This is a genomic window from Pseudomonas sp. GZJR-8, from assembly GCF_002916705.1.
GTDB classification, from domain to species: Bacteria; Pseudomonadota; Gammaproteobacteria; order Pseudomonadales; family Pseudomonadaceae; genus Aquipseudomonas; species Aquipseudomonas synxantha_A.
Genome location: NZ_JXSI01000001.1, coordinates 425,558 through 445,058 on the forward strand (window position 1 = coordinate 425,558; position 19,501 = coordinate 445,058).

Below are 19,501 nucleotides of genomic sequence, written 5' to 3' on the forward strand. Positions count from 1 at the left end.
ATAAGAAAGTAGGTTGGGGGTGTTACAGGAAGGCTCGCCATTCTATCCGTGCCATGGCCGTTGGGAAGGGGGGCGCGCACTTATATTTTTGTGGGACAAATCCCCGTGTTACCGGGTGAAATCATGCCCTATCAGCTTTACGAATCATTACAGACAACCCCGCCTCAGCTGACTATGTTGCAGGTACCGGGCAGGATGCATCGGGCATCGTAGCGCTCATAACAATAAAAGAGACGGACCCATGCAGAACTCGACCCAAGCGGCGAATGCCTGGCGCATTCTGTTCCTGCTGTTCCTGGCCAATCTGTTCAACTTTTTCGATCGCACCATCCCCGCGATCATCATCGAGCCGATCCGCATGGAATGGCACCTGAGCGATTTTCAGCTCGGTATCATCGGCACCGCCTTTACCATCGTCTACGCCATTGCCGGGCTGCCGCTCGGGCGACTGGCCGACACCGGCTCGCGCAGCAAATTGATGGGCTGGGGCCTGTTCGCATGGAGCGGGCTGACGGCGGTCAATGGCATGGTCGGGAGTTTCTGGACCTTCCTGCTGGTGCGCATGGGCATCGGCATCGGGGAAGCCAGCTATGCGCCGGCCGCCAATTCATTGATCGGCGACCTGTTCCCCGCCCACCGCCGCGCGCGGGCCATGGGGATTTTCATGCTTGGCCTGCCGTTGGGGCTGCTGCTGGCGTTTTTCACCATTGGCGCGATGGTCAAGGCGTTTGATAGCTGGCGTGCCCCATTCTTTATCGCCGCCGTGCCCGGAATGATCCTGGCGGTGTTCATGTTCTATATCAAAGAGCCTAAACGCGGCGCAGCGGAAACCGTGCAAGTGTCCCAGGAGCGTGTCGACCGCCCGATCCGCCGCGTACTGGCGGTGCCGACCTTCCTGTGGCTGGTGCTGGCCGGACTGTGCTTTAACTTTGCCACGTATGCGTGCAACTCGTTCCTGGTGCCGATGCTGCAACGCTATTTCCTCCTGCCGTTGCAGGACGCGGCCGTCGCCACCGGTGTGATCGTCGGCTTGACCGGCCTGGTGGGGTTGACCCTGGGTGGCTGGATTGCCGACAAGATCCATCAGCGGGTCGCCAACGGCCGTCTGCTGTTTGCCGCGTGCAGCTTGATCATATCCACGGTGACTACTGCCTGGGCCTTGCATGCCGGGCGTATCGAGATTGGCGTGTTTGTCGCGCTGTTCAGCGTGGGCTGGCTGTTTGCCTACAATTTCTATACCTGCGTGTATACCGCGATCCAGGACGTGGTCGAACCGCGCCTGCGCGCTACGGCCATGGCGCTATTCTTTGCAGGCCTGTATTTGCTCGGCGGTGGCATGGGGCCGGTGGTGGTCGGGGCGCTGTCCGATCACTTTGCCCATTCGGCAATGTATGCGGCCGGGGCAGAGCAAATGACTGAGGCGTATAAAGCCGTGGGGTTGCATGACGCCATGTACCTGATTCCGGTGGCGCTGTTCTTGACCATGCTGTTTCTGTTTCAGGCCTCGCGCAGTTTTGTGCGTGATGCCAAGCGCATGAAGGATGGGTTGAGTGCGGTTGAGGTGCCGACGGCTGCCGCTACAGCTTGAGACCGAGTACATATCCATTCCTGCGGTAACGGCTGCTATTGGTTCCGCTTTTACAGCGGGTCACTTTTGGAAAAGAGCCCCAAAAGTAACCAAAAAGGCTCTTGCCCCACCACTCGGCACCTCGCCTGGGCTCGGTGTGCCCGTAATCCGCCATGGATTTGGGGGGGCGCCGCCACGCGCCATCCATGGCGCGGGGCGGCTAAACCGGCATCCCTGCCGGTTTACCCCCCAAATCCCTGTCGAATTCCGGCCAGCGTGGTTTAACGGGGCGCCTAAGATCAAGATCAAATGCAGATCAAGAGCGGCTCGCTTTGCATCGTGGTTACCGTAGGGGCTGCGAACTGAAGTTGTGTAGATACCCATGCCCCGATGAGGCCCTGAAGGCAAATAAAAAAGGCCCGCATTGCGCGGGCCTTCTACTGACAGCGAATGATCAGCCCGCCACCAACACCCGAATCGCTTCCAGTCGCAGCGCAGCCTTGTCGAGCATGGCCAGGCCTTGCTCGCGTTGATTGCGCAAGGCAACCAGCTCGCTGTCACGCACGGTGGGGTTGACCGCTTGCAACGCGGTCAGGCGCGCCAGTTCTTCGTCGGTGTCTGCGGCCAGGCGGCGCTTGGCTTCGGCCACACGCTCGGCGTGACGCGGGGCGATTTTCTCTTCACCGGCATTGATGCGCGGCGTGAGCTGATCGCGCTGGGCCTGCACGAACTTGTTGGCACTGGCCCGTGGCACGCTTTCGAGCTGGTCATTCAAGGTCACGAACGACACCCGACCGGACAGGTCATTGCCATTGGCGTCCAGCAGGCAACGCAAAGCCGCTGGTGGCAGGTAACGGCCCAGTTGCAGCGAGCGCGGGGCAACCACTTCGCTGACATAGAGCAGTTCCAGCAGCACGGTGCCCGGCTTGAGCGCCTTGTTCTTGATCAGCGCCACGGCGGTGTTGCCCATGGAACCGGACAGCACCAGGTCCATGCCGCCTTGCACCATCGGGTGTTCCCAGGTGATGAACTGCATGTCTTCACGCGACAGCGCCTGGTTACGGTCGTAGGTGATGGTTACACCTTCGTCGTCACCCAGGGGGAAGCTGGCGTCGAGCATTTTTTCGCTGGGTTTCAAGATCAGCGCGTTTTCCGAATGGTCTTCGCTGTCGATGCCGAAGGCGTCGAACAGGGTTTCCATATAGATCGGCAGGGCGAACTGGTCGTCTTGCTCAAGGATGTCCTCGACCAGCGCATCGCCTTCACCGGCGCCGCCGGAGTTGAGTTCCAGCAGGCGGTCACGACCGGTGTGCAGCTCTTGTTCCAGGCGCTCGCGCTCGGCACGGGCTTCGTCGATCAGGGCTTGCCACTCGCCGTCGTCGGCGGCTTCGAGCAATGGCAGCAGGCGCGGGCCGAACTGATGCTGCAAGGCGTTGCCGGTCGGGCAGGTGTTGAGGAAGGCGTTGAGCGCTTCGTGGTACCACTGGAACAAGCGCTGTTGCGGGCTGGTTTCCAGGTACGGTACGTGCAGTTCGATCACGTGTTTCTGGCCGATCCGGTCCAGACGACCGATACGCTGTTCCAGCAGGTCGGGGTGGGACGGCAGGTCGAACAGCACCAGGTGGTGGGAGAATTGGAAGTTGCGGCCTTCACTGCCGATTTCCGAGCAGATCAGCACCTGGGCGCCGAACTCTTCATCGGCAAAGTAGGCGGCGGCGCGGTCACGCTCGAGGATGTTCATGCCCTCGTGGAACACCGTGGCCGGGATGCCGGAGCGCACGCGCAAGGCGTCTTCCAGGTCCATGGCGGTTTCGGCGTGGGCGCAGATCACCAGGACCTTGGTGCGCTTGAGCATTTTCAGCTGATCGATCAGCCACTCGACACGCGGGTCGAAACGCCACCAGCGGTTTTCTTCCTCGATATCCGGCTGCGCCTGGAAACTGACTTCCGGGTACAGCTCGGCGTGTTCGCCCAACGGCAGTTCGAGGTACTCATCCGGGTTCGGCAGCGGGTAGGCGTGCAGCTTGCGCTCGGGGAAGCCTTGCACGGCAGCGCGGGTGTTGCGGAACAGCACGCGACCGGTGCCGTGGCGGTCGAGCAGTTCACGCACCAGGCGCGCACTGGCTTCGCTGTCGCCATCGTTGACGGCGCTGAGCAGGGCTTCGCCTTCGTTACCGAGGAAACCCTGGATGGTCTTGTGCGCGGCCGGAGACAGGCGGCCCTTGTCGAGCAGCTCCTGCACGGCTTCGGCCACCGGGCGATAGTTTTCGCTCTCGGCGCGGAAGGCTTGCAGGTCGTGGAAACGGTTCGGGTCCAGCAGGCGCAGGCGCGCAAAGTGACTGTCCTGGCCCAGTTGTTCCGGGGTGGCGGTGAGCAAAAGCACGCCTGGGATCACTTCAGCCAGTTGTTCGACCAGCGAGTATTCGGCGCTGGCCTTGTCTTCATGCCACACCAGGTGGTGCGCTTCGTCGACCACCAGCAAATCCCAGCCAGCGGCGAACAGCGCGTCCTGGGCTTTCTCGTCGTCCACCAGCCATTCCAGCGCAACGAGTGCAAGCTGGGTGTCTTCGAACGGGTTGGTGGCATCGCTTTCGATAAAGCGTTCTTCGTCGAACAGCGCGACCTGCAGGTTGAAACGGCGGCGCATTTCCACCAGCCACTGGTGCTGCAGGTTTTCCGGGACCAGGATCAGCACACGGCTGGCGCGGCCCGAGAGCAGTTGGCGATGGATCACAAGGCCCGCTTCGATGGTCTTGCCCAGGCCCACTTCGTCAGCCAGCAAGACCCGCGGCGCGATACGGTCAGCGACTTCACGGGCGATGTGCAGTTGGTGCGCAATAGGTTGTGCACGCACGCCACCCAGGCCCCACAACGAGGACTGCAACTGGCGGCTGGTGTGTTCCAGCGTGTGGTAGCGCAGCGAGAACCACGCCAGCGGGTCGATCTGCCCGGCGAACAGACGGTCGCTGGCCAGGCGGAACTGGATGAAGTTGGACAGTTGGGTTTCCGGCAGGGTGACCTGCTCGTTCTGCCCATTGAGGCCGTGGTAGACCAGCAGGCCGTCGACGTCGTCGACTTCCTGTACGGTCATTTTCCAGCCTTCGAAATGGGTGATGGTGTCACCCGGCGAAAACCTCACGCGAGTGAGCGGCGCATTCCGTAGCGCATACTGGCGGGTGTCGCCAGTGGCCGGATAGAGCACGGTCAACAAGCGCCCGTCCTGTGCCAGAACGGTGCCTAACCCCAGCTCTGCTTCGCTGTCACTAATCCAGCGTTGCCCCGGTTGATACTGCTGCGCCATGCTGCCTGACTCCCGCCGTGAAAAAGCCGACTATCTTAACGGAACAAGCCCTTGCGCCCAAGGACTCTGACAAAAACTACTCCGTTTGGCCGGCGGGCAGAGTGCTGAATCGACGGGTGGCGGGCACTTGCGAGTGTCGACTGAGTCACAGCTTGGCGAGCCTGTGCTCAAGTCGCCCTGCAACCCGCCGACAGCCTGTTGATCAGGAGAATAACTATCATGCTGCCACCCATGCTGCCCGTCAGTGTTGTGCCGGTCACGTCGCAACTCGATCCGGCACGCCAGAAGCCGGATATTCCGCCGGTGGTGCCCGTTCAACCGGGCTCCAGCGAGAGCACGATCGACCTGAAAAAAGGCGATGCCGAGCAATCGACCTTTCTGTTGCGCGAAGAGCAGCGTCGTCAGCAGGAGCAGCACAAGCGTCGGCGAGAAGCCGACGATGACGTCGAGCAGCATTTGCCTATCCCCGGTGACTTGCTCAATGCCGACAACACGGTGCCCGTCGCGCCGCTGATCGAAGATGCGCCGCGCCAGGGCTTGTGGGTGGACATCGAGGTTTAAGCGCTCAATTCATGCAGGGCCTTGATCAACAGTTCGATATCGTCATCGGTGTTGAGTGGGCTGACGGAGAGGCGCGCAATACTGCGCAACCCACGTGCTTGCATATCCAGCGGCGTATAGGCCACGCCGTTGGCACCGATGTTGATGCGCTTTAACCCCAAGCGCCGCTTGAGTTCAAAGCTATCCCAGCCGGCCAGGTTGAAAGCGATCAAGCCCGAATGTTTACTGCCCAGGTCATGCAGGCTAATCCCAGGTATCTGATGCAGCGCTTCGCGGATTCGGGCGCTGGTCTGCGAGATCCTTTCCCACACCCGCTCGACCCCCAGTCGATTGATCTCTTGCAATGCATTGCCCAAGCCCGCCAGCAGGGCGACGGACACTTCGCTGGTTTCGAAGCGCCGGGCGTCGTTGCGCAGGTCAAAGCCGTTGGCGGTCCAGGGCGCCGAAAACACGTCGCGTTGGGCCGGGTTCAGTTGCCCAAGAAAATCCGGCCTGACATACAGCAGTGCAGTACCGCGCGGGCCGCGCAGGTGTTTGCGGCCGGCGGATTTGAGCACGTCACACTGCAACGCTTGCACATCCACCGGTAATTGGCCGACGGCTTGGCCTGCGTCGATAAAGTAGGGGATGGCGTGACGACGAGCCACTTCGCCGATGGCCTGGGCCGGGTTGATCAGGCCGCCGTTGGCCGGCAGCCAGGCAAGGTCGATCAGCTTCACGTGGGCGTCGAGCATCGCTTCCAGTGCTACCGGGCAAACCGCGCCGGTGGCATCACAGGGGATAACTTCCACGCGCGCGCCCGCTTGCACGGCCAACTCCATGCTCGCCAGGTTGCCGCCCCATTCATGGCGCCCCACCAGGATGCGGTCGCCCGGCCGCCAAGGCCCCAGGGCCTGGAACGCCATGCTCCAGGCCGTTGAGCCACTGCTGGCGAAGGCAATCGAGGAGGGCGGTGCATTGAGCAGTTGCCCGGCGGCGCGGCGGGCGTTTTCCACCAGCACGGCGCCCTGTTCGCCGGCTTCCATCGGGCCGTTGCGGGCTTCGTGTTGCAACTGTTCGATGATGGCGTCCAGCGTCGCCTGGCTGGGCAAGGACGCCCCGGCATGGTTGAAGTGCACAAGGCCCGACTGGCAACCGGGCGTGGCCTCCCGCAGTTGTTGGACGTCCAGCGGGCTCATGGCTGCAGCTCGAAAATGGCATCCACCTCCACGGCGACGCCAGCCGGCAAGCTGCTGACGCCTACGGCGGTGCGTACGTGCCGGCCTTTGTCGCCGAGGGCGTTGACCAGCAGGTTCGAGGCGCCATTGGCGACCACGCTCTGGCGCTGGAAATCAGCGCTGCTGGCGATGAAGACGCCCAGACGCAGGGTGCGCACCACGCGCGACAGGTCATCGCCCAGCGCATCGCTCAATTGCCCCAGCAGGCCCAGCGCCGCCAGTTCCGCCGCCTGGGCGCCTTCTTCATCGCTGAGGGAATCGCCCAGCCGGCCTATGTAGGCAGGTTTGCCATCGAGCATGGGAATTTGCCCGGAAATGAACAGCTGGTGTTGGCTGACGAGATGGTTGATGTAATTGGCAGCCGGTTGACTGGGTGTGGGCAGTGTCAGGCCGAGTGTGTGTACGCGTTGGCGAATGGAATCGGTCATGCTGAAAACCTCTGGGTTCAGGAGGTTTGAGCATGTTGGCTGTTGCGATGGACGACAAACGGATAGATCTCAATCGACGTATCGAAAAAACTCACCCATCCGCACACAGGTGCTTCAACCACTGGCTGAAGCATTCGGCTGGTTCGCCGAGTGGGCCCTGGGGAGCGATCAGCCAATAGCCGATTTCGCTGTGATAGGGCGGCCAGTCAAAAGCTTCCACCAGGCTGCCGTCCTGGAGCCTGCGTTCGATCAGGCGATGGCGGCCCATGGCGATACCTTGGCCGGCCACGGTAGCCTCGACCACGATGTTGTAGTCATGCAGCATCACCCTGGGGTGGTGATCGAGGTTGACCTGGTAATGGGCGGCCCAATCCGTCCACTCGAAAGGACGGTGCGAGGTCGCCATCAGTAGGGGGCCTTTGGTTACCTGGCTGGCCTTGAACGCGGGGCTGCACACGGGTGACAAGGTTTCGGCCATCAGGCGCGTGGCCTGCACGTCGGGCCAATCGCCCTTGCCGTAACGGATGGCCAGGTCAACTTCGGCCGTGCCGACATTGGCCAGTTGAATCGCGGGCAGCAACTCCACCTGGATATGCGGGTAGCGCTGCAGAAACTCGGCCAGACGCGGTGCCAGCCATAGCGTGGCGAAAGACGCCAGTACGCCGATGCGCAACACGCTGGTGCTGGGTACACCCCGTTGGCTGCGTGTCGCAGTAGCGATGGCGTCCAGGGCTGGGCGGATTTGGTCGTAGTAATGTTGCCCGGCCAAGGTCAGATCAATCGCACGGGTACGCCGGATAAACAGCGGCTTGCCCAAATGCTGTTCAAGCTTATGCACCTGGTGGCTCAGCGCACTTTGGGTCACCGACAATTCGCCCGCTGCCTTGATAAAGCTCAAGTGCCGCGCCACGGCCTCGAAGGCGCGCAGGGCCAACAGCGGTGGAAGGTCGTTGTGCAAGGCCACCGGATGGCGCCTCCTGGGTAAGGGGGAAAGTGCCGATTTTGGTCGATGACCTGCATTTTGTCGCCCGCTGATTTGCCGTCGGGCGGGGCAGGCCGCATTATTGCGCCATTCCCGCCACGACGTAAGCCAAGCCATGAGTGATGACGACAAGCTGATCGACCTGAATGCCGAACGCGCCAAGCGCGTGCACGACCTCAATGACAAACGCTTGAATGAAGTGCGCCAAGCCTTTGAACAAGCCATGCCCTTGGGCAAACCCAAGAAGAAGTCGAAGAACAAACCGAAAAAGCGTTGAAACAGCCTGCATCTGTTGATGCAGGTCAGTTATTACCCTTCTTTACGCCCCGTTACGGGCGACATTGATCCCGGTCAATTTCCCGCTGCGTCTTCTCCATTAACTTAGCCCTATCGCAACAGGGCACGTGCAGGAGGCCGGTCATGTTTTTCGATAATGTGGTTTTTGCCGGAGTGCTGACTGTCAGCCTCATGGTGCTGTTTTTTGTAGGGTTTGGATTTTTTATCTGGAAGGACGCGAACAAGCGTAAAAAACCTTAAGTCTTTCCGGGTTACATGGGCACGCAAGGCATTTTGGGCGACTTCGGTCGCCCTTTTTTTTGGCCGATTATTTTGATTGGCAGTGCAAAACCCAGCTATAAAAAAAGGTGCGACCCTCGCGGATCGCACCTTTTCTATTGCCGGCTGGCTATCAGTTACCCAATGCCTTGGACGCCAACCAGAACAAACCGGCCGACAGGCCGACGGTTGCCGGCAAGGTCAATACCCAGGCCATCAGGATGGTCTTGACGGTACCGCCTTGCAGGCCGCTCTTGTTGGCAACCATGGTACCCGCCACACCGGAAGACAGCACGTGAGTGGTGGACACCGGCAGGGCGAAGATGTTGGCAAAGCCGATCATGGTTGCGGTGGTGATCTGCGCCGACATGCCCTGGGCATAGGTCATGCCCTGCTTGCCGATCTTCTCGCCAATGGTCAGTACCACGCGCTTCCAACCCACCATGGTGCCCAGGCCCAGGGCCAGTGCAACCGCGAGGATCACCCAGAACGGGGCGTACTCGGTGGTGGCTGTCAGGTCTTTGCGCAGCTTGTCGAGGTCGGATTTCTCACGGGAATCCAGCCCAGGCAGTTTGCCGACTTTCTTCGCGGTGTCGTCCAGGCAGAGCAGGTAGCGACGCACTTCGATGCGATGATCTGCGGTCAGCGAGTGGTAGTCCGAGACGCCCTTGAGGGTGCCCAGCAGCGCGTTGATCGTCGGCTCGGTCTGCTGCGGGTTGCAGCGGAATTTGCCCGGCAGATCATCCTTCACGCTTTTGCCCAGGGCCAGGAACTCGCCGAGGGTCTCGTGGTTGCGCTGGTAGAACTGGTTCAGGTGCAGGGTTGCGTCACGGGTACGCTCGATCTGGTAGGTGGTGCTGCCCAGGTCCAATACGAACTGCGCCGGCACGATACCGATCAGCACCAGCATGATCAGGCCGATGCCTTTCTGGCCATCGTTGGAGCCGTGCACGAAGCTCACGGCCATGGCCGAGATCACCAAGACCAGGCGGTTCCAGAACGGCGGGTGCTTCTTGTCGTCGAGCTTGCGGCGCTGATCCGGGGTCTTGTGCATCTTCGACAGCGGGCGCCACCACTTCAGGCCGATCAGCACCAGGGCTGCGACCAGGAAGCCGGCCATCGGCGAGAACACCAGGGACGCACCGATATCCACGGCCTTCTGCCAGTTCACACCGTCAGCCAGGGGGATGTCGTTGATCAGGGCGTTAGCCAGGCCGACACCGAGGATCGAGCCGATCAGGGTGTGGGAGCTGGAGGCGGGAATACCGAAGTACCAGGTGCCCAGGTTCCAGGTGATCGCCGCCGCCAATAACGAGAAGACCATCGCCAGGCCATGGCCGGTGTTCACATTGATCAGCAACTCCACCGGCAGCAAATGCACGATGGCGTAGGCGACACCGACACCACCGAGCAACACGCCGAGGAAATTGAAGACCCCGGAGAAGAACACTGCCAGGTGTGGCGGCATGGCTTTGGTATAGATGACTGTGGCCACCGCGTTAGCGGTGTCATGAAAGCCATTGATGAACTCGAAGGCGAGGACAAAGGCCAGGGCGAGCAGCAGGCTCACTAGAACCCAAGCATCCAGTCCGCTGAATAAATCGATCATGAAGGTTTTCTGACCCGGTCGTAAGGGGGCGCGATTATGCCAGAAAACATCGGTAATCGATGCATTGACTGCTCATCGGTAACAATCTTCGTCGCACAAGCCCGGGCAAAACGGACGCATCCCAGGGTTTTCGGGGCTTTGGCAAGTCTTTGATTTATAAAGCGCAGGCCGCAAAAGGCCGGCATTTGTCATGAAAACGTCATGCCTGAAACATTTGTATGAAATTTCGTGCGCGGCTGTAGGTGACTGACCAACGGGCGCTGACGCGAGGGGCTCCCTGCCGGTGGTGGACCGGCAGAGACAGCAGGGCCCCGCCTACTCGCACCGAAGCGCTTATGGCTCTTCGGTTTTGAGTTCCTGTTCGATCTTCTGGATTTCCTGGGCAAATGCCTGATCCAGCAGGCTGGCGCGTTTGCGCCATGGCTTGCGTTCCGGCTCAGGTTGCGCGGCGTAGGTGGTGACTTCCCCGCCGTAGACGTCCTTGTAACGTTGCTCCTGGCGCTCAAGTTCGGCGCGCAGTTCATCTTTCGTCACAGTATTACCTAATTGTGTGAAGTTTATTGATTGCGCAGTGTCGCGCTTCAACAGTCGTCCTCGGGCGATTCCAAATAAAACAGTAGAAAACCGTTCAAGTTGAAAAGCAGGCCTGAGGGCAGTTCTTTTAAGCGGCTACTTGTGGCCGGCGCGGCTTACGTCCTCCAGCGCCTGGCGAGCTCCCATCCCGATAGTGATACCGGGCCGACCTCTGCACAGGTTGCATTATAGCGGCGCATTTGAATAACACTATCATCATAAAGTTAAAAAGCGTCAACGGTGCAGGCGAGCGTGTTATGGGGGGGCATCACTATTTGTGAACAGCGTCATCATATTGTCGCCACCTGTTCTAAATAAAAGCGTAAATCTGCGCACTTCCCAGGTCATCAGGCAAATCTGAAACTTGGCCGCGGCGGCGGCTGCCCTAGCCTGACAAATTGCGATAATCGCATGATCGTCCGATAATCGCCCAATGTTGCTGGCGCTGGCTTGTGCATCGCGATCGGCACGGCTTGTAATAGCGGCCAACCCTCCCGTGGTAAGAACAAGAGACAGGACCCTGGAAATGAACGATCAATTGCGCAACTCCTTCGCATCAGTGGCGCCGCCGATCGTGGCTTCACCGGCCAAGCGCATCCAGGCGTTCACCGGTGATCCGGACTTCATGACGTCCCTGGCCCGTGGCCTGGCCGTGGTGCAAGCGTTCCAGGAGCGCAAGCGTCACCTGACCATCGCCCAGATCAGCCACCGCACGGAAATCCCCCGCGCCGCTGTGCGCCGTTGCCTGCATACCTTGATCAAACTCGGCTACGCCACCACGGACGGGCGTACCTACTCGCTATTGCCTAAAGTGCTGACGCTCGGTCATGCCTATTTGTCGTCCACACCGTTGGCCGTCTCGGCCCAACCTTATCTGGACCGCATGAGCGAGCAGCTCCATGAAGCCTGCAACATGGCCACCCTTGAAGGCGACGATATTCTCTACATCGCACGTTCGGCCACGACTCAGCGCCTGATTTCCGTGGACCTTTCAGTCGGCGGTCGGCTGCCGGCCTATTGCACGTCCATGGGGCGCATCCTCCTGGCGGCCCTGGATGATGCCTCGCTGCAGGATTACCTCGACCACGCAGACCTGCAAACCAAGACCAGCCGCACGCTCACGACTCCCCAAGCCTTGTTCGAATGCTTGCAACAGGTACGTCAGCAAGGCTGGTGCATCGTCGATCAGGAATTGGAGCAGGGCCTGCGTTCCATCGCGGTGCCGGTGTATGACGCATCCGGCCAGGTGTTGGCCGCACTGAACGTCAGCACCCATGCCGGGCGCGTCAGCCGCAGCGAGCTGGAACAGCGTTTTCTGCCGAGTATGCTCACCGCCAGCCGTGAGTTGAGCGCGCAACTGTTTGCCTAAGCTGTTCGGTGACCGCACAGATCCCGGTCGGCTCGATTGACGGTGTTTCCCCTGGCTTATTAATGTGCGGCAGCGCTTCAAAGCGCCGCCTAACAATAATGATGACCTGAGGTCATCGGCCCGCCATCGGTGTGGAATAAAAATAATGAATCAGCCTTCTGTCGGTACCACCCTGGACGTGCAGTCCTTCATCAACACCCAGCCATTGTCACGCTACCAGTGGCGCGTGGTGATCCTGTGTTTCCTGATTGTCTTTCTTGACGGCCTCGATACGGCGGCGATGGGTTTTATTGCGCCGGCCCTGTCCCAGGACTGGGGCATCGACCGCGCCAGCCTTGGCCCGGTGATGAGCGCCGCGTTGATCGGCATGGTGTTCGGCGCACTCGGGTCCGGCCCGCTGGCCGACCGCTTTGGCCGCAAAGTCGTGTTGGTCGGCGCGGTACTGGTATTTGGCGCGTTCAGCCTGGCCTCGGCCTACAGCACCAATGTCGACCAGTTGCTGGTGCTGCGCTTTCTGACCGGGCTGGGTCTGGGCGCGGGTATGCCCAATGCCACGACCTTGCTCTCCGAATACACCCCCGAGCGTCATAAGTCGTTGTTGGTCACCAGCATGTTTTGCGGTTTCAACCTGGGCATGGCCGGTGGTGGGTTTATCTCGGCCAAGTTGATCCCGGCGTTTGGCTGGCACAGCTTGTTGCTGATCGGCGGCATCCTGCCATTGATCCTCGCGGGGGTGCTGTTGGTGTGGCTGCCGGAGTCGGCGCGTTACCTGGTAGTGCGTAATCGCGGTACCGACAAGGTACGCAAGGCCCTGGCACCCATTGAGCCCAATATCGTGGCCCAGGCCGGCAGCTTCAGCGTGCCGGAGCAAGCAACCGTCAAGGCTCGCAACGTGTTCGCGGTGATTTTCTCGGGCACCTACAGCGCCGGCACCTTGCTGCTGTGGCTCACTTACTTCATGGGCCTGGTGATTGTTTACCTGCTGACCAGTTGGCTGCCCACCTTGATGCGCGACAGTGGCGCCAGCATGGAGCAGGCGGCATTTATCGGCGCGTTGTTCCAGTTAGGCGGGGTGTTGAGCGCAGTGGGCGTGGGCTGGGCAATGGATCGGTTCAACCCGCACAAAGTGATCGGGACTTTCTACCTGCTGGCCGGGGTGTTTGCCTACGCGGTAGGGCAAAGCCTTGGCAATATCACTTTATTGGCAACGTTAGTGCTGATCGCCGGGATGTGCGTCAACGGTGCGCAGTCAGCGATGCCGTCTCTGGCCGCACGTTTTTACCCTACCCAGGGGCGTGCCACCGGTGTGTCGTGGATGCTTGGCATTGGCCGCTTCGGCGCGATCCTGGGTGCGTGGATGGGCGCCACCTTGCTGGGCCTGGGCTGGAATTTCGAGCAGGTGCTCACGGCACTGGTGATTCCGGCGGCACTGGCGACGGCTGCGGTGTTGATCAAAGGCATGGTCAGCCACGCCGACGCCACTTAAGCCTTGATGGGACTCAAATGTGGGAGGGGGCTTGCTCCCGATTGCGGGGTGTCAGTCAAAAAATTTGTTGGCTGATCCACCGCTATCGGGAGCAAGCCCCCTCCCACATTTGAATTGCGTTCGCTTAGACGATTAGCTAGACAACAATCTGTTCGATAATCGAACGCTGAGTCGATTATCGGATTGTTCGGCCCATTTCCCCGGCTTAATCTTCAAGCACTTCGGCGCCACCTCAGCGCCTTTTTCGATCAACACCGGGAGCCCAACCCCATGGCTGAAATCCTCACCCTGCGTGATGCGGTCAAGCGCTTTGTGAACGACGGCGATACCGTCGCTCTCGAAGGTTTTACCCACCTGATCCCAACGGCCGCAGGTCATGAAATCATTCGTCAGGGTAAGAAAGACCTGACGCTGGTGCGTATGACGCCCGACCTGATCTACGACCAATTGATCGGTGCTGGCTGCGCGCGCAAGTTGATTTTTTCCTGGGGCGGCAACCCGGGCGTGGGCTCCCTGCATCGTTTGCGCGACGCGGTGGAGAAGCAATGGCCGCAACCGCTGGAGATCGAAGAACACAGCCACGCCGACTTGGCCAATGCCTACGTCGCCGGTGCCTCGGGCCTGCCGTTCGCGGTGCTGCGTGCCTACGCTGGTTCCGACTTGCCCAAGGTCAACCCGCTGATCAAGACCGTCACGTGCCCATTCACCGGCGAAGTGCTGGCGGCGGTGCCGTCGGTACGTCCGGATGTCACCGTGATTCACGCGCAGAAAGCCGATCGCAAGGGCAACGTGTTGCTCTGGGGCATTCTCGGGGTACAGAAGGAAGCGGCCCTGGCGGCTCAGCGTTGCATTGTCACCGTGGAAGAAATCGTCGATGACCTCAATGCGCCGATGAACAGTTGCGTGTTGCCGACCTGGGCACTGACCGCGGTGTGCCATGTGCCGGGTGGCGCACATCCTTCCTACGCTCATGGCTACAACGAGCGGGATAACCGCTTCTACCAGGCGTGGGATCCGATTGCTCGCGACCGTGGGACCTTTACCGCCTGGATTGATGAATTCATCCACGGCACTGCTGATTTCAGCGAGTTCCAGGCCAGGCTGGCCACCGCGCAGGAGGCCAAGTAATGACCTACTCCACCAATGAAATGATGACCGTAGCCGCTGCACGCCGCTTGAAGAACGGTTCAGTGTGCTTCGTCGGTATCGGCCTGCCGTCCAAGGCCGCCAACCTGGCGCGGCTGACGTCCTCACCCGATGTAGTGCTGATCTACGAGTCCGGCCCGATTGGCGCCAAGCCCAGCGTGTTGCCGCTGTCAATCGGCGATGGCGAGTTGGCCGAGACCGCCGACACTGTGGTGCCCACCGGTGAGATCTTTCGCTATTGGCTGCAGGGCGGGCGCATTGACGTGGGCTTTCTCGGTGCGGCCCAGGTCGACCGTTTCGGCAATATCAACACCACCGTGGTCGGTGATTATCACCAGCCCAAAGTGCGTTTGCCGGGTGCCGGTGGGGCGCCGGAGATCGCCGGTTCCGCCAAGAGCGTGCTGATCATCCTTAAACAGTCGTCCCGTTCGTTTGTCGACAAACTGGACTTCATCACCTCCGTCGGTCACGGCGAAGGTGGCGACTCACGCAAGCGTCTTGGCCTGCCCGGTGCCGGCCCCGTCGGCATCATTACCGACCTGTGCATCATGGAACCGGAGGAGGGCAGCCATGAGTTCGTGGTCACCGCGCTGCACCCCGGCGTGACCCGCGAGCAAGTGGTCGCTGCCACCGGCTGGGCGATTCGCTTTGCCGAGCAGGTCAGCACCACGGCAGAACCGACCGAGACAGAACTGACCGCGCTGCGCGAGCTTGAAGCCCGCACCGCCGCCGCCCATGGCCAAGCACCGGGAGAAGCCTGATGCGCGAGGTATTTATCTGTGATGCCATTCGCACACCTATCGGTCGTTTCGGCGGTGGGCTGTCCACGGTGCGTGCCGATGACCTGGCGGCGCTGCCGATCAAGGCCCTGATCGAGCGCAACCCGTCGGTGGACTGGGACGCGGTGGACGAAGTCTTTTTGGGCTGTGCCAACCAGGCCGGCGAAGACAATCGTAACGTGGCGCGCATGGCACTGTTGCTGGCGGGGCTGCCGGAGAGCATTCCGGGCGTGACCCTCAACCGTCTGTGCGCCTCGGGCATGGATGCCATCGGCACGGCCTTTCGCGCTATTGCCAGTGGCGAAATGGAGCTGGCGATTGCTGGCGGCGTCGAGTCGATGTCCCGTGCTCCGTTCGTGATGGGCAAGGCCGATGCTGCGTTTTCGCGCAGCATGAAGCTGGAAGACACCACCATCGGCTGGCGTTTCATCAATCCGTTGATGAAGGCCCAGTACGGCGTGGATGCCATGCCGCAGACCGCCGATAACGTCGCCGACGACTACCAGGTTTCCCGCGCCGACCAGGATGCTTTCGCCTTGCGCAGCCAGCAGCGGACCGCCGCTGCGCAAGCCGCCGGTTTCTTCGCCGAGGAAATAGTGCCGGTACGGGTTGCCCATAAAAAAGGCGAAACCCTGGTGGAACACGACGAACACCCGCGTGACACCAGCCTGCAAGCCCTGGCCAAACTCAAGCCGGTCAACGGCCCGGACAAGACCGTCACCGCCGGCAATGCCTCGGGGGTCAATGACGGTGCCGCCGCGCTGATTCTGGCATCCGCCGACGCCGTCAAGAAACACGGCCTCACCGCGCGCGCCCGGGTGCTGGGCATGGCCAGTGCCGGTGTCGCACCGCGCGTAATGGGTATCGGCCCGGTGCCGGCGGTGCGCAAGCTGGTGGAACGCCTGGGGTTGGCGGTCACCGACTTCGACGTGATCGAGCTTAACGAAGCCTTCGCCAGCCAGGGTCTGGCGGTGCTGCGCGAGCTGGGTATTGCCGACGACGCACCCCAGGTCAACCCGAACGGCGGCGCCATTGCGCTGGGCCATCCCCTGGGCATGAGCGGTGCACGGCTGGTGTTGACGGCCCTGCACCAGTTGGAAAAAACCGGCGGCAGCAAAGGCCTGGCGACCATGTGCGTGGGCGTCGGCCAAGGCCTGGCCCTGGCGATTGAACGCGTCTAATAAAAGAGGATTGCTCCATGAGTGACAAGCCTGGTTACCGGCGCCCGCAAGCGGGCACTCAACCTGATTACCTGCACCCGGCGTATCAGTCGACGAACCTGCGTTCGCCGTCCCAGCCGTTGGTGTTCCTGCCCCATTCCTTGTCGGAAATCACCGGCCCGACGATCGGCGCCGAGCGCATCAATGACAAGGACAACGACCTGACCGCCCAGCATAAAGGCGAGCCTCAAGGCGAGCGCATCATCATTCATGGCCGTGTGCTGGACGAGAATGGCTTGCCGGTGCCGGGCATTCTCGTGGAGATCTGGCAGGCCAACGCGGCCGGGCGCTACAACCACAAGCGTGACCTGCACGACGCGCCGCTGGACCCGAACTTCACCGGCACCGGGCGTACCGTTACCGACGCCGATGGCTGGTACCAGTTCCAAACCATCAAGCCCGGCGCCTACCCGTGGGGCAACCATCACAATGCATGGCGCCCGGCGCATATCCACTTTTCGCTGTTCGGCCCCAGTGTGCTGACGCGCTTGGTGACGCAGATGTATTTCCCTGGCGACCCTTTGCTCGAATACGACCCGATCTACAACTGCGTGCCGGATACCCGCGCCAAGGAACGCCTGATCGCGCGTTTCGACCTGGAAAAAACCGTCCCTTCCTACGCCCTCGGTTACCGCTGGGACATCGTCCTGCGCGGCCGCGACGCTACGCCGATGGAGAAATGAGATGACACTCAACGCGACCACGTCCCACACCGTCGGGCCGTATTACCACATTGGCCTGACCTGGCTGAACCGCGAAGACATGACTGTAGCCGCCACACTCGGCGAGCGCGTGGCGATCAGCGGCCAGGTAGTGGACGGCAACGGTGATGTCGTCAACGACGCCATGCTGGAAGTCTGGCAGGCCAATGCTGCCGGTAAATATGACCACCCTGAGGATGAACAGGACAAGGCGGTCGATCCGCACTTTGAAGGTTTTGGCCGGGTGCCGGTGGATGCTGAAGGGCGGTTCCGCTTTACCACCATCAAGCCAGGCAGTGTGCCGGGATTGAAAGGCACGACCCAGGCGCCGCATCTGGTGGTACTGGTGTTTGCCCGGGGGTTGGTAAAGCACTTGCTCACGCGGATTTATTTTGACGGTGAGGCGCTCAACGGCGATGACCCGCTGTTGGCGTGTGTACCGGCTGAGCGTCGTAGCACCTTGATTGCCAAGCCGGATGCGCAGGGTGTGTATCAGTGGAATGTGATTTTGCAGGGGACAGACAAGGAAACGGTGTTCTTCGATTACTGAGTTGGCTGTAGGGCCTCATCGGGGGCGGTGCGACGATTCGACTTGCTCCCGATGAGGCCCTCCCAGTCACTACATACCCAAAAGTCTGCTTGCGGAACATGGTTGTTGCAAAGTATGTCTAGGCTATAACCGTTCCCACTGAGTAAAAAACCATGACAACAACAACGAGTCACTACACCGGAGAAGAACGCCGCAAACGGATTTTTGCGATTGTCGGGGCTTCCTCCGGCAACCTGGTCGAATGGTTCGACTTCTACGTCTACGCCTTCTGCGCAATCTATTTTGCCCCGGCGTTTTTCCCCTCGGACGACCCCACGGTGCAACTGCTCAACACCGCCGGTGTGTTCGCCGCCGGGTTCCTGATGCGGCCGATCGGCGGCTGGCTGTTTGGCCGGGTGGCCGACAAGCACGGGCGCAAGAACTCGATGATGATCTCGGTGCTGATGATGTGCGCCGGTTCCCTGGTCATCGCCTTCCTGCCCACCTACAACGACATCGGTGCCTGGGCCCCGGCGCTGCTGCTGGTGGCGCGGCTGTTCCAGGGCTTGTCGGTGGGTGGCGAATACGGCACCACGGCGACCTACATGAGTGAAGTTGCGCTCAAGGGCCAGCGCGGTTTCTTCGCTTCGTTCCAGTACGTGACCCTGATCGGCGGCCAGTTGCTGGCGGTGCTGGTGGTGGTGATCCTGCAACAGATCCTCACCGAAGAAGAACTGCGTGCCTGGGGCTGGCGCATTCCGTTTGTAATCGGCGCCATCGCCGCGGTGATCTCCCTGCTGCTGCGTCGCACCCTGAAAGAAACAACCAGCAAGGAAATGCGTCAGGACAAGGACGCCGGCAGCATCGTCGCGCTGTTCCGTGACCACGGCAAAGCCTTCATCACTGTGCTGGGCTACACCGCTGGCGGCTCGCTGATTTTCTACACGTTCACCACTTACATGCAGAAGTACCTGGTTAACACTGTCGGTATGCACGCCAAGACGTCCAGCTACATCATGACCGGCGCGCTGTTTCTGTACATGTGCATGCAGCCGCTGTTCGGCATGTTGGCCGACAAGATCGGGCGACGTAATTCCATGCTCTGGTTCGCCGGCCTTGGCACCTTGTTCACTGTGCCGATCCTGTTGACCTTGAAAACCGTGACCAGCCCGTTCCTGGCGTTTGTACTGATCACCCTGGCCTTGGCGATTGTCAGCTTCTACACCTCCATCAGCGGCCTGGTCAAAGCCGAGATGTTCCCGCCCCAGGTGCGTGCCTTGGGTGTGGGCCTGGCATATGCCGTGGCTAACGCGGTGTTTGGCGGTTCGGCGGAAGTGGTCGCACTGAGCCTGAAATCCATCGGCATGGAAAACACCTTCTATTGGTACGTCACTGCGATGATGGCGGTGGCCTTCCTGTTCAGCTTGCGCCTGCCTAAACAGGCGGCGTACCTGCATCACGATTTGTAAGGGATGAGT

18 protein-coding genes are annotated in these 19,501 nt (G+C 60.8%); 12 read left to right on the plus strand and 6 right to left on the minus strand.

Annotated features, from left to right (window positions below; translation table 11 throughout):
• Positions 1 to 241 precede the first annotated feature (241 nt).
• Positions 242 to 1,588, plus strand: a complete 1,347-nt coding sequence (locus TK42_RS01880) for an MFS transporter (protein ID WP_103733472.1) — start codon at positions 242 to 244, stop codon at positions 1,586 to 1,588.
• Between the two features lie 433 nt (positions 1,589 to 2,021).
• Here the strand turns inward: TK42_RS01880 and rapA are convergent, their stop codons facing one another.
• Positions 2,022 to 4,868: an RNA polymerase-associated protein RapA gene (rapA, locus tag TK42_RS01890; protein ID WP_032877330.1), complete on the minus strand. Its 2,847-nt coding sequence runs from the start codon at positions 4,866 to 4,868 to the stop codon at positions 2,022 to 2,024.
• A gap of 219 nt (positions 4,869 to 5,087) precedes the next feature.
• On the opposite strand from rapA, the gene TK42_RS01895 reads away from it, so the two are divergent.
• Positions 5,088 to 5,429 (plus strand): hypothetical protein, encoded by a 342-nt coding sequence (locus TK42_RS01895; protein ID WP_005785853.1) that lies wholly within the window; start codon positions 5,088 to 5,090, stop codon positions 5,427 to 5,429.
• Here the strand turns inward: TK42_RS01895 and TK42_RS01900 are convergent.
• The 3 genes from TK42_RS01900 to TK42_RS01910 form a co-directional block, all read right to left on the minus strand.
• Positions 5,426 to 6,607 (minus strand): aminotransferase class V-fold PLP-dependent enzyme, encoded by a 1,182-nt coding sequence (locus TK42_RS01900; protein ID WP_103733473.1) that lies wholly within the window; start codon positions 6,605 to 6,607, stop codon positions 5,426 to 5,428. The genes TK42_RS01895 and TK42_RS01900 overlap by 4 nt on opposite strands.
• On the minus strand, positions 6,604 to 7,074 hold the full coding sequence (locus TK42_RS01905; protein ID WP_032877327.1) for a RidA family protein: 471 nt from the start codon (positions 7,072 to 7,074) through the stop codon (positions 6,604 to 6,606). Before TK42_RS01905 ends, TK42_RS01900 begins: the two co-directional genes overlap by 4 nt.
• Positions 7,075 to 7,165: 91 nt before the next feature.
• Positions 7,166 to 8,038, minus strand: coding sequence for a LysR substrate-binding domain-containing protein (locus tag TK42_RS01910; protein WP_103733474.1), 873 nt, complete (start codon positions 8,036 to 8,038; stop codon positions 7,166 to 7,168).
• Positions 8,039 to 8,171: 133 nt separating this feature from the next.
• On the opposite strand from TK42_RS01910, the gene TK42_RS26930 reads away from it, so the two are divergent.
• Together TK42_RS26930 and ccoM are read left to right on the plus strand one after the other, a co-directional pair.
• The gene (locus tag TK42_RS26930) at positions 8,172 to 8,333 is read left to right on the plus strand and encodes a hypothetical protein (protein ID WP_005785860.1); all 162 of its coding nucleotides are present in this window, start codon (positions 8,172 to 8,174) and stop codon (positions 8,331 to 8,333) included.
• A 143-nt stretch (positions 8,334 to 8,476) separates the two neighbouring features.
• Positions 8,477 to 8,593: a cytochrome c oxidase subunit CcoM gene (ccoM, locus tag TK42_RS27255; protein WP_019817835.1), complete on the plus strand. Its 117-nt coding sequence runs from the start codon at positions 8,477 to 8,479 to the stop codon at positions 8,591 to 8,593.
• A gap of 151 nt (positions 8,594 to 8,744) precedes the next feature.
• Here ccoM and TK42_RS01915 read toward each other — a convergent pair whose 3' ends face one another.
• Together TK42_RS01915 and TK42_RS01920 are read right to left on the minus strand one after the other, a co-directional pair.
• A complete protein-coding gene (locus tag TK42_RS01915; protein WP_003189291.1) occupies positions 8,745 to 10,220 on the minus strand; it encodes an inorganic phosphate transporter in 1,476 nt (491 codons plus the stop codon).
• Between the two features lie 333 nt (positions 10,221 to 10,553).
• Complete coding sequence (locus tag TK42_RS01920; protein WP_003189295.1) at positions 10,554 to 10,754, minus strand: hypothetical protein; 201 nt, start codon at positions 10,752 to 10,754, stop codon at positions 10,554 to 10,556.
• A gap of 565 nt (positions 10,755 to 11,319) precedes the next feature.
• Between TK42_RS01920 and pcaR the strand changes: the two genes are divergently transcribed.
• The 8 genes from pcaR (at position 11,320) to TK42_RS01960 (ending at position 19,492) form a co-directional block, all read left to right on the plus strand.
• Entirely contained in the window at positions 11,320 to 12,162 is an 843-nt protein-coding gene (gene pcaR / locus TK42_RS01925) for a pca regulon transcriptional regulator PcaR (protein WP_032877325.1), read from the plus strand.
• Between the two features lie 145 nt (positions 12,163 to 12,307).
• Positions 12,308 to 13,648, plus strand: coding sequence for an MFS transporter (locus tag TK42_RS01930; protein ID WP_103733475.1), 1,341 nt, complete (start codon positions 12,308 to 12,310; stop codon positions 13,646 to 13,648).
• Positions 13,649 to 13,918: 270 nt separating this feature from the next.
• The gene (locus tag TK42_RS01935) at positions 13,919 to 14,776 is read left to right on the plus strand and encodes a CoA transferase subunit A (protein ID WP_103733476.1); all 858 of its coding nucleotides are present in this window, start codon (positions 13,919 to 13,921) and stop codon (positions 14,774 to 14,776) included.
• Positions 14,776 to 15,555: a CoA-transferase subunit beta gene (locus tag TK42_RS01940; RefSeq protein ID WP_103733477.1), complete on the plus strand. Its 780-nt coding sequence runs from the start codon at positions 14,776 to 14,778 to the stop codon at positions 15,553 to 15,555. The genes TK42_RS01935 and TK42_RS01940 overlap by 1 nt, the downstream gene beginning before the upstream one ends.
• Positions 15,552 to 16,754, plus strand: coding sequence for a 3-oxoadipyl-CoA thiolase (pcaF, locus tag TK42_RS01945; protein WP_177464409.1), 1,203 nt, complete (start codon positions 15,552 to 15,554; stop codon positions 16,752 to 16,754). The genes TK42_RS01940 and pcaF overlap by 4 nt, the downstream gene beginning before the upstream one ends.
• Positions 16,755 to 16,771: 17 nt before the next feature.
• Positions 16,772 to 17,476 (plus strand): protocatechuate 3,4-dioxygenase subunit beta, encoded by a 705-nt coding sequence (gene pcaH / locus TK42_RS01950; RefSeq protein ID WP_103733479.1) that lies wholly within the window; start codon positions 16,772 to 16,774, stop codon positions 17,474 to 17,476.
• Position 17,477: 1 nt separating this feature from the next.
• Positions 17,478 to 18,044: a protocatechuate 3,4-dioxygenase subunit alpha gene (gene pcaG / locus TK42_RS01955; protein ID WP_032877322.1), complete on the plus strand. Its 567-nt coding sequence runs from the start codon at positions 17,478 to 17,480 to the stop codon at positions 18,042 to 18,044.
• A gap of 152 nt (positions 18,045 to 18,196) precedes the next feature.
• On the plus strand, positions 18,197 to 19,492 hold the full coding sequence (locus TK42_RS01960; protein ID WP_032877321.1) for an MFS family transporter: 1,296 nt from the start codon (positions 18,197 to 18,199) through the stop codon (positions 19,490 to 19,492).
• Positions 19,493 to 19,501 lie beyond the last annotated feature (9 nt).

Bases quoted from the DNA above. Each gene is read 5' to 3' on its own strand.
- TK42_RS01900 (WP_103733473.1), bottom strand. From the start codon at position 6,607: ATGAGCCCGCTGGACGTCCAACAACTGCGGGAGGCCACGCCCGGTTGC.
- TK42_RS26930 (WP_005785860.1), top strand. From the start codon at position 8,172: ATGAGTGATGACGACAAGCTGATCGACCTGAATGCCGAACGCGCCAAG.
- ccoM (WP_019817835.1), top strand. From the start codon at position 8,477: ATGTTTTTCGATAATGTGGTTTTTGCCGGAGTGCTGACTGTCAGCCTC.
- pcaR (WP_032877325.1), top strand. From the start codon at position 11,320: ATGAACGATCAATTGCGCAACTCCTTCGCATCAGTGGCGCCGCCGATC.
- pcaG (WP_032877322.1), top strand. From the start codon at position 17,478: ATGACACTCAACGCGACCACGTCCCACACCGTCGGGCCGTATTACCAC.
- rapA (WP_032877330.1), bottom strand. From the start codon at position 4,868: ATGGCGCAGCAGTATCAACCGGGGCAACGCTGGATTAGTGACAGCGAA.
- pcaH (WP_103733479.1), top strand. From the start codon at position 16,772: ATGAGTGACAAGCCTGGTTACCGGCGCCCGCAAGCGGGCACTCAACCT.
- TK42_RS01930 (WP_103733475.1), top strand. From the start codon at position 12,308: ATGAATCAGCCTTCTGTCGGTACCACCCTGGACGTGCAGTCCTTCATC.
- TK42_RS01960 (WP_032877321.1), top strand. From the start codon at position 18,197: ATGACAACAACAACGAGTCACTACACCGGAGAAGAACGCCGCAAACGG.
- TK42_RS01895 (WP_005785853.1), top strand. From the start codon at position 5,088: ATGCTGCCACCCATGCTGCCCGTCAGTGTTGTGCCGGTCACGTCGCAA.
- TK42_RS01940 (WP_103733477.1), top strand. From the start codon at position 14,776: ATGACCTACTCCACCAATGAAATGATGACCGTAGCCGCTGCACGCCGC.
- TK42_RS01905 (WP_032877327.1), bottom strand. From the start codon at position 7,074: ATGACCGATTCCATTCGCCAACGCGTACACACACTCGGCCTGACACTG.
- TK42_RS01935 (WP_103733476.1), top strand. From the start codon at position 13,919: ATGGCTGAAATCCTCACCCTGCGTGATGCGGTCAAGCGCTTTGTGAAC.
- TK42_RS01880 (WP_103733472.1), top strand. From the start codon at position 242: ATGCAGAACTCGACCCAAGCGGCGAATGCCTGGCGCATTCTGTTCCTG.
- TK42_RS01915 (WP_003189291.1), bottom strand. From the start codon at position 10,220: ATGATCGATTTATTCAGCGGACTGGATGCTTGGGTTCTAGTGAGCCTG.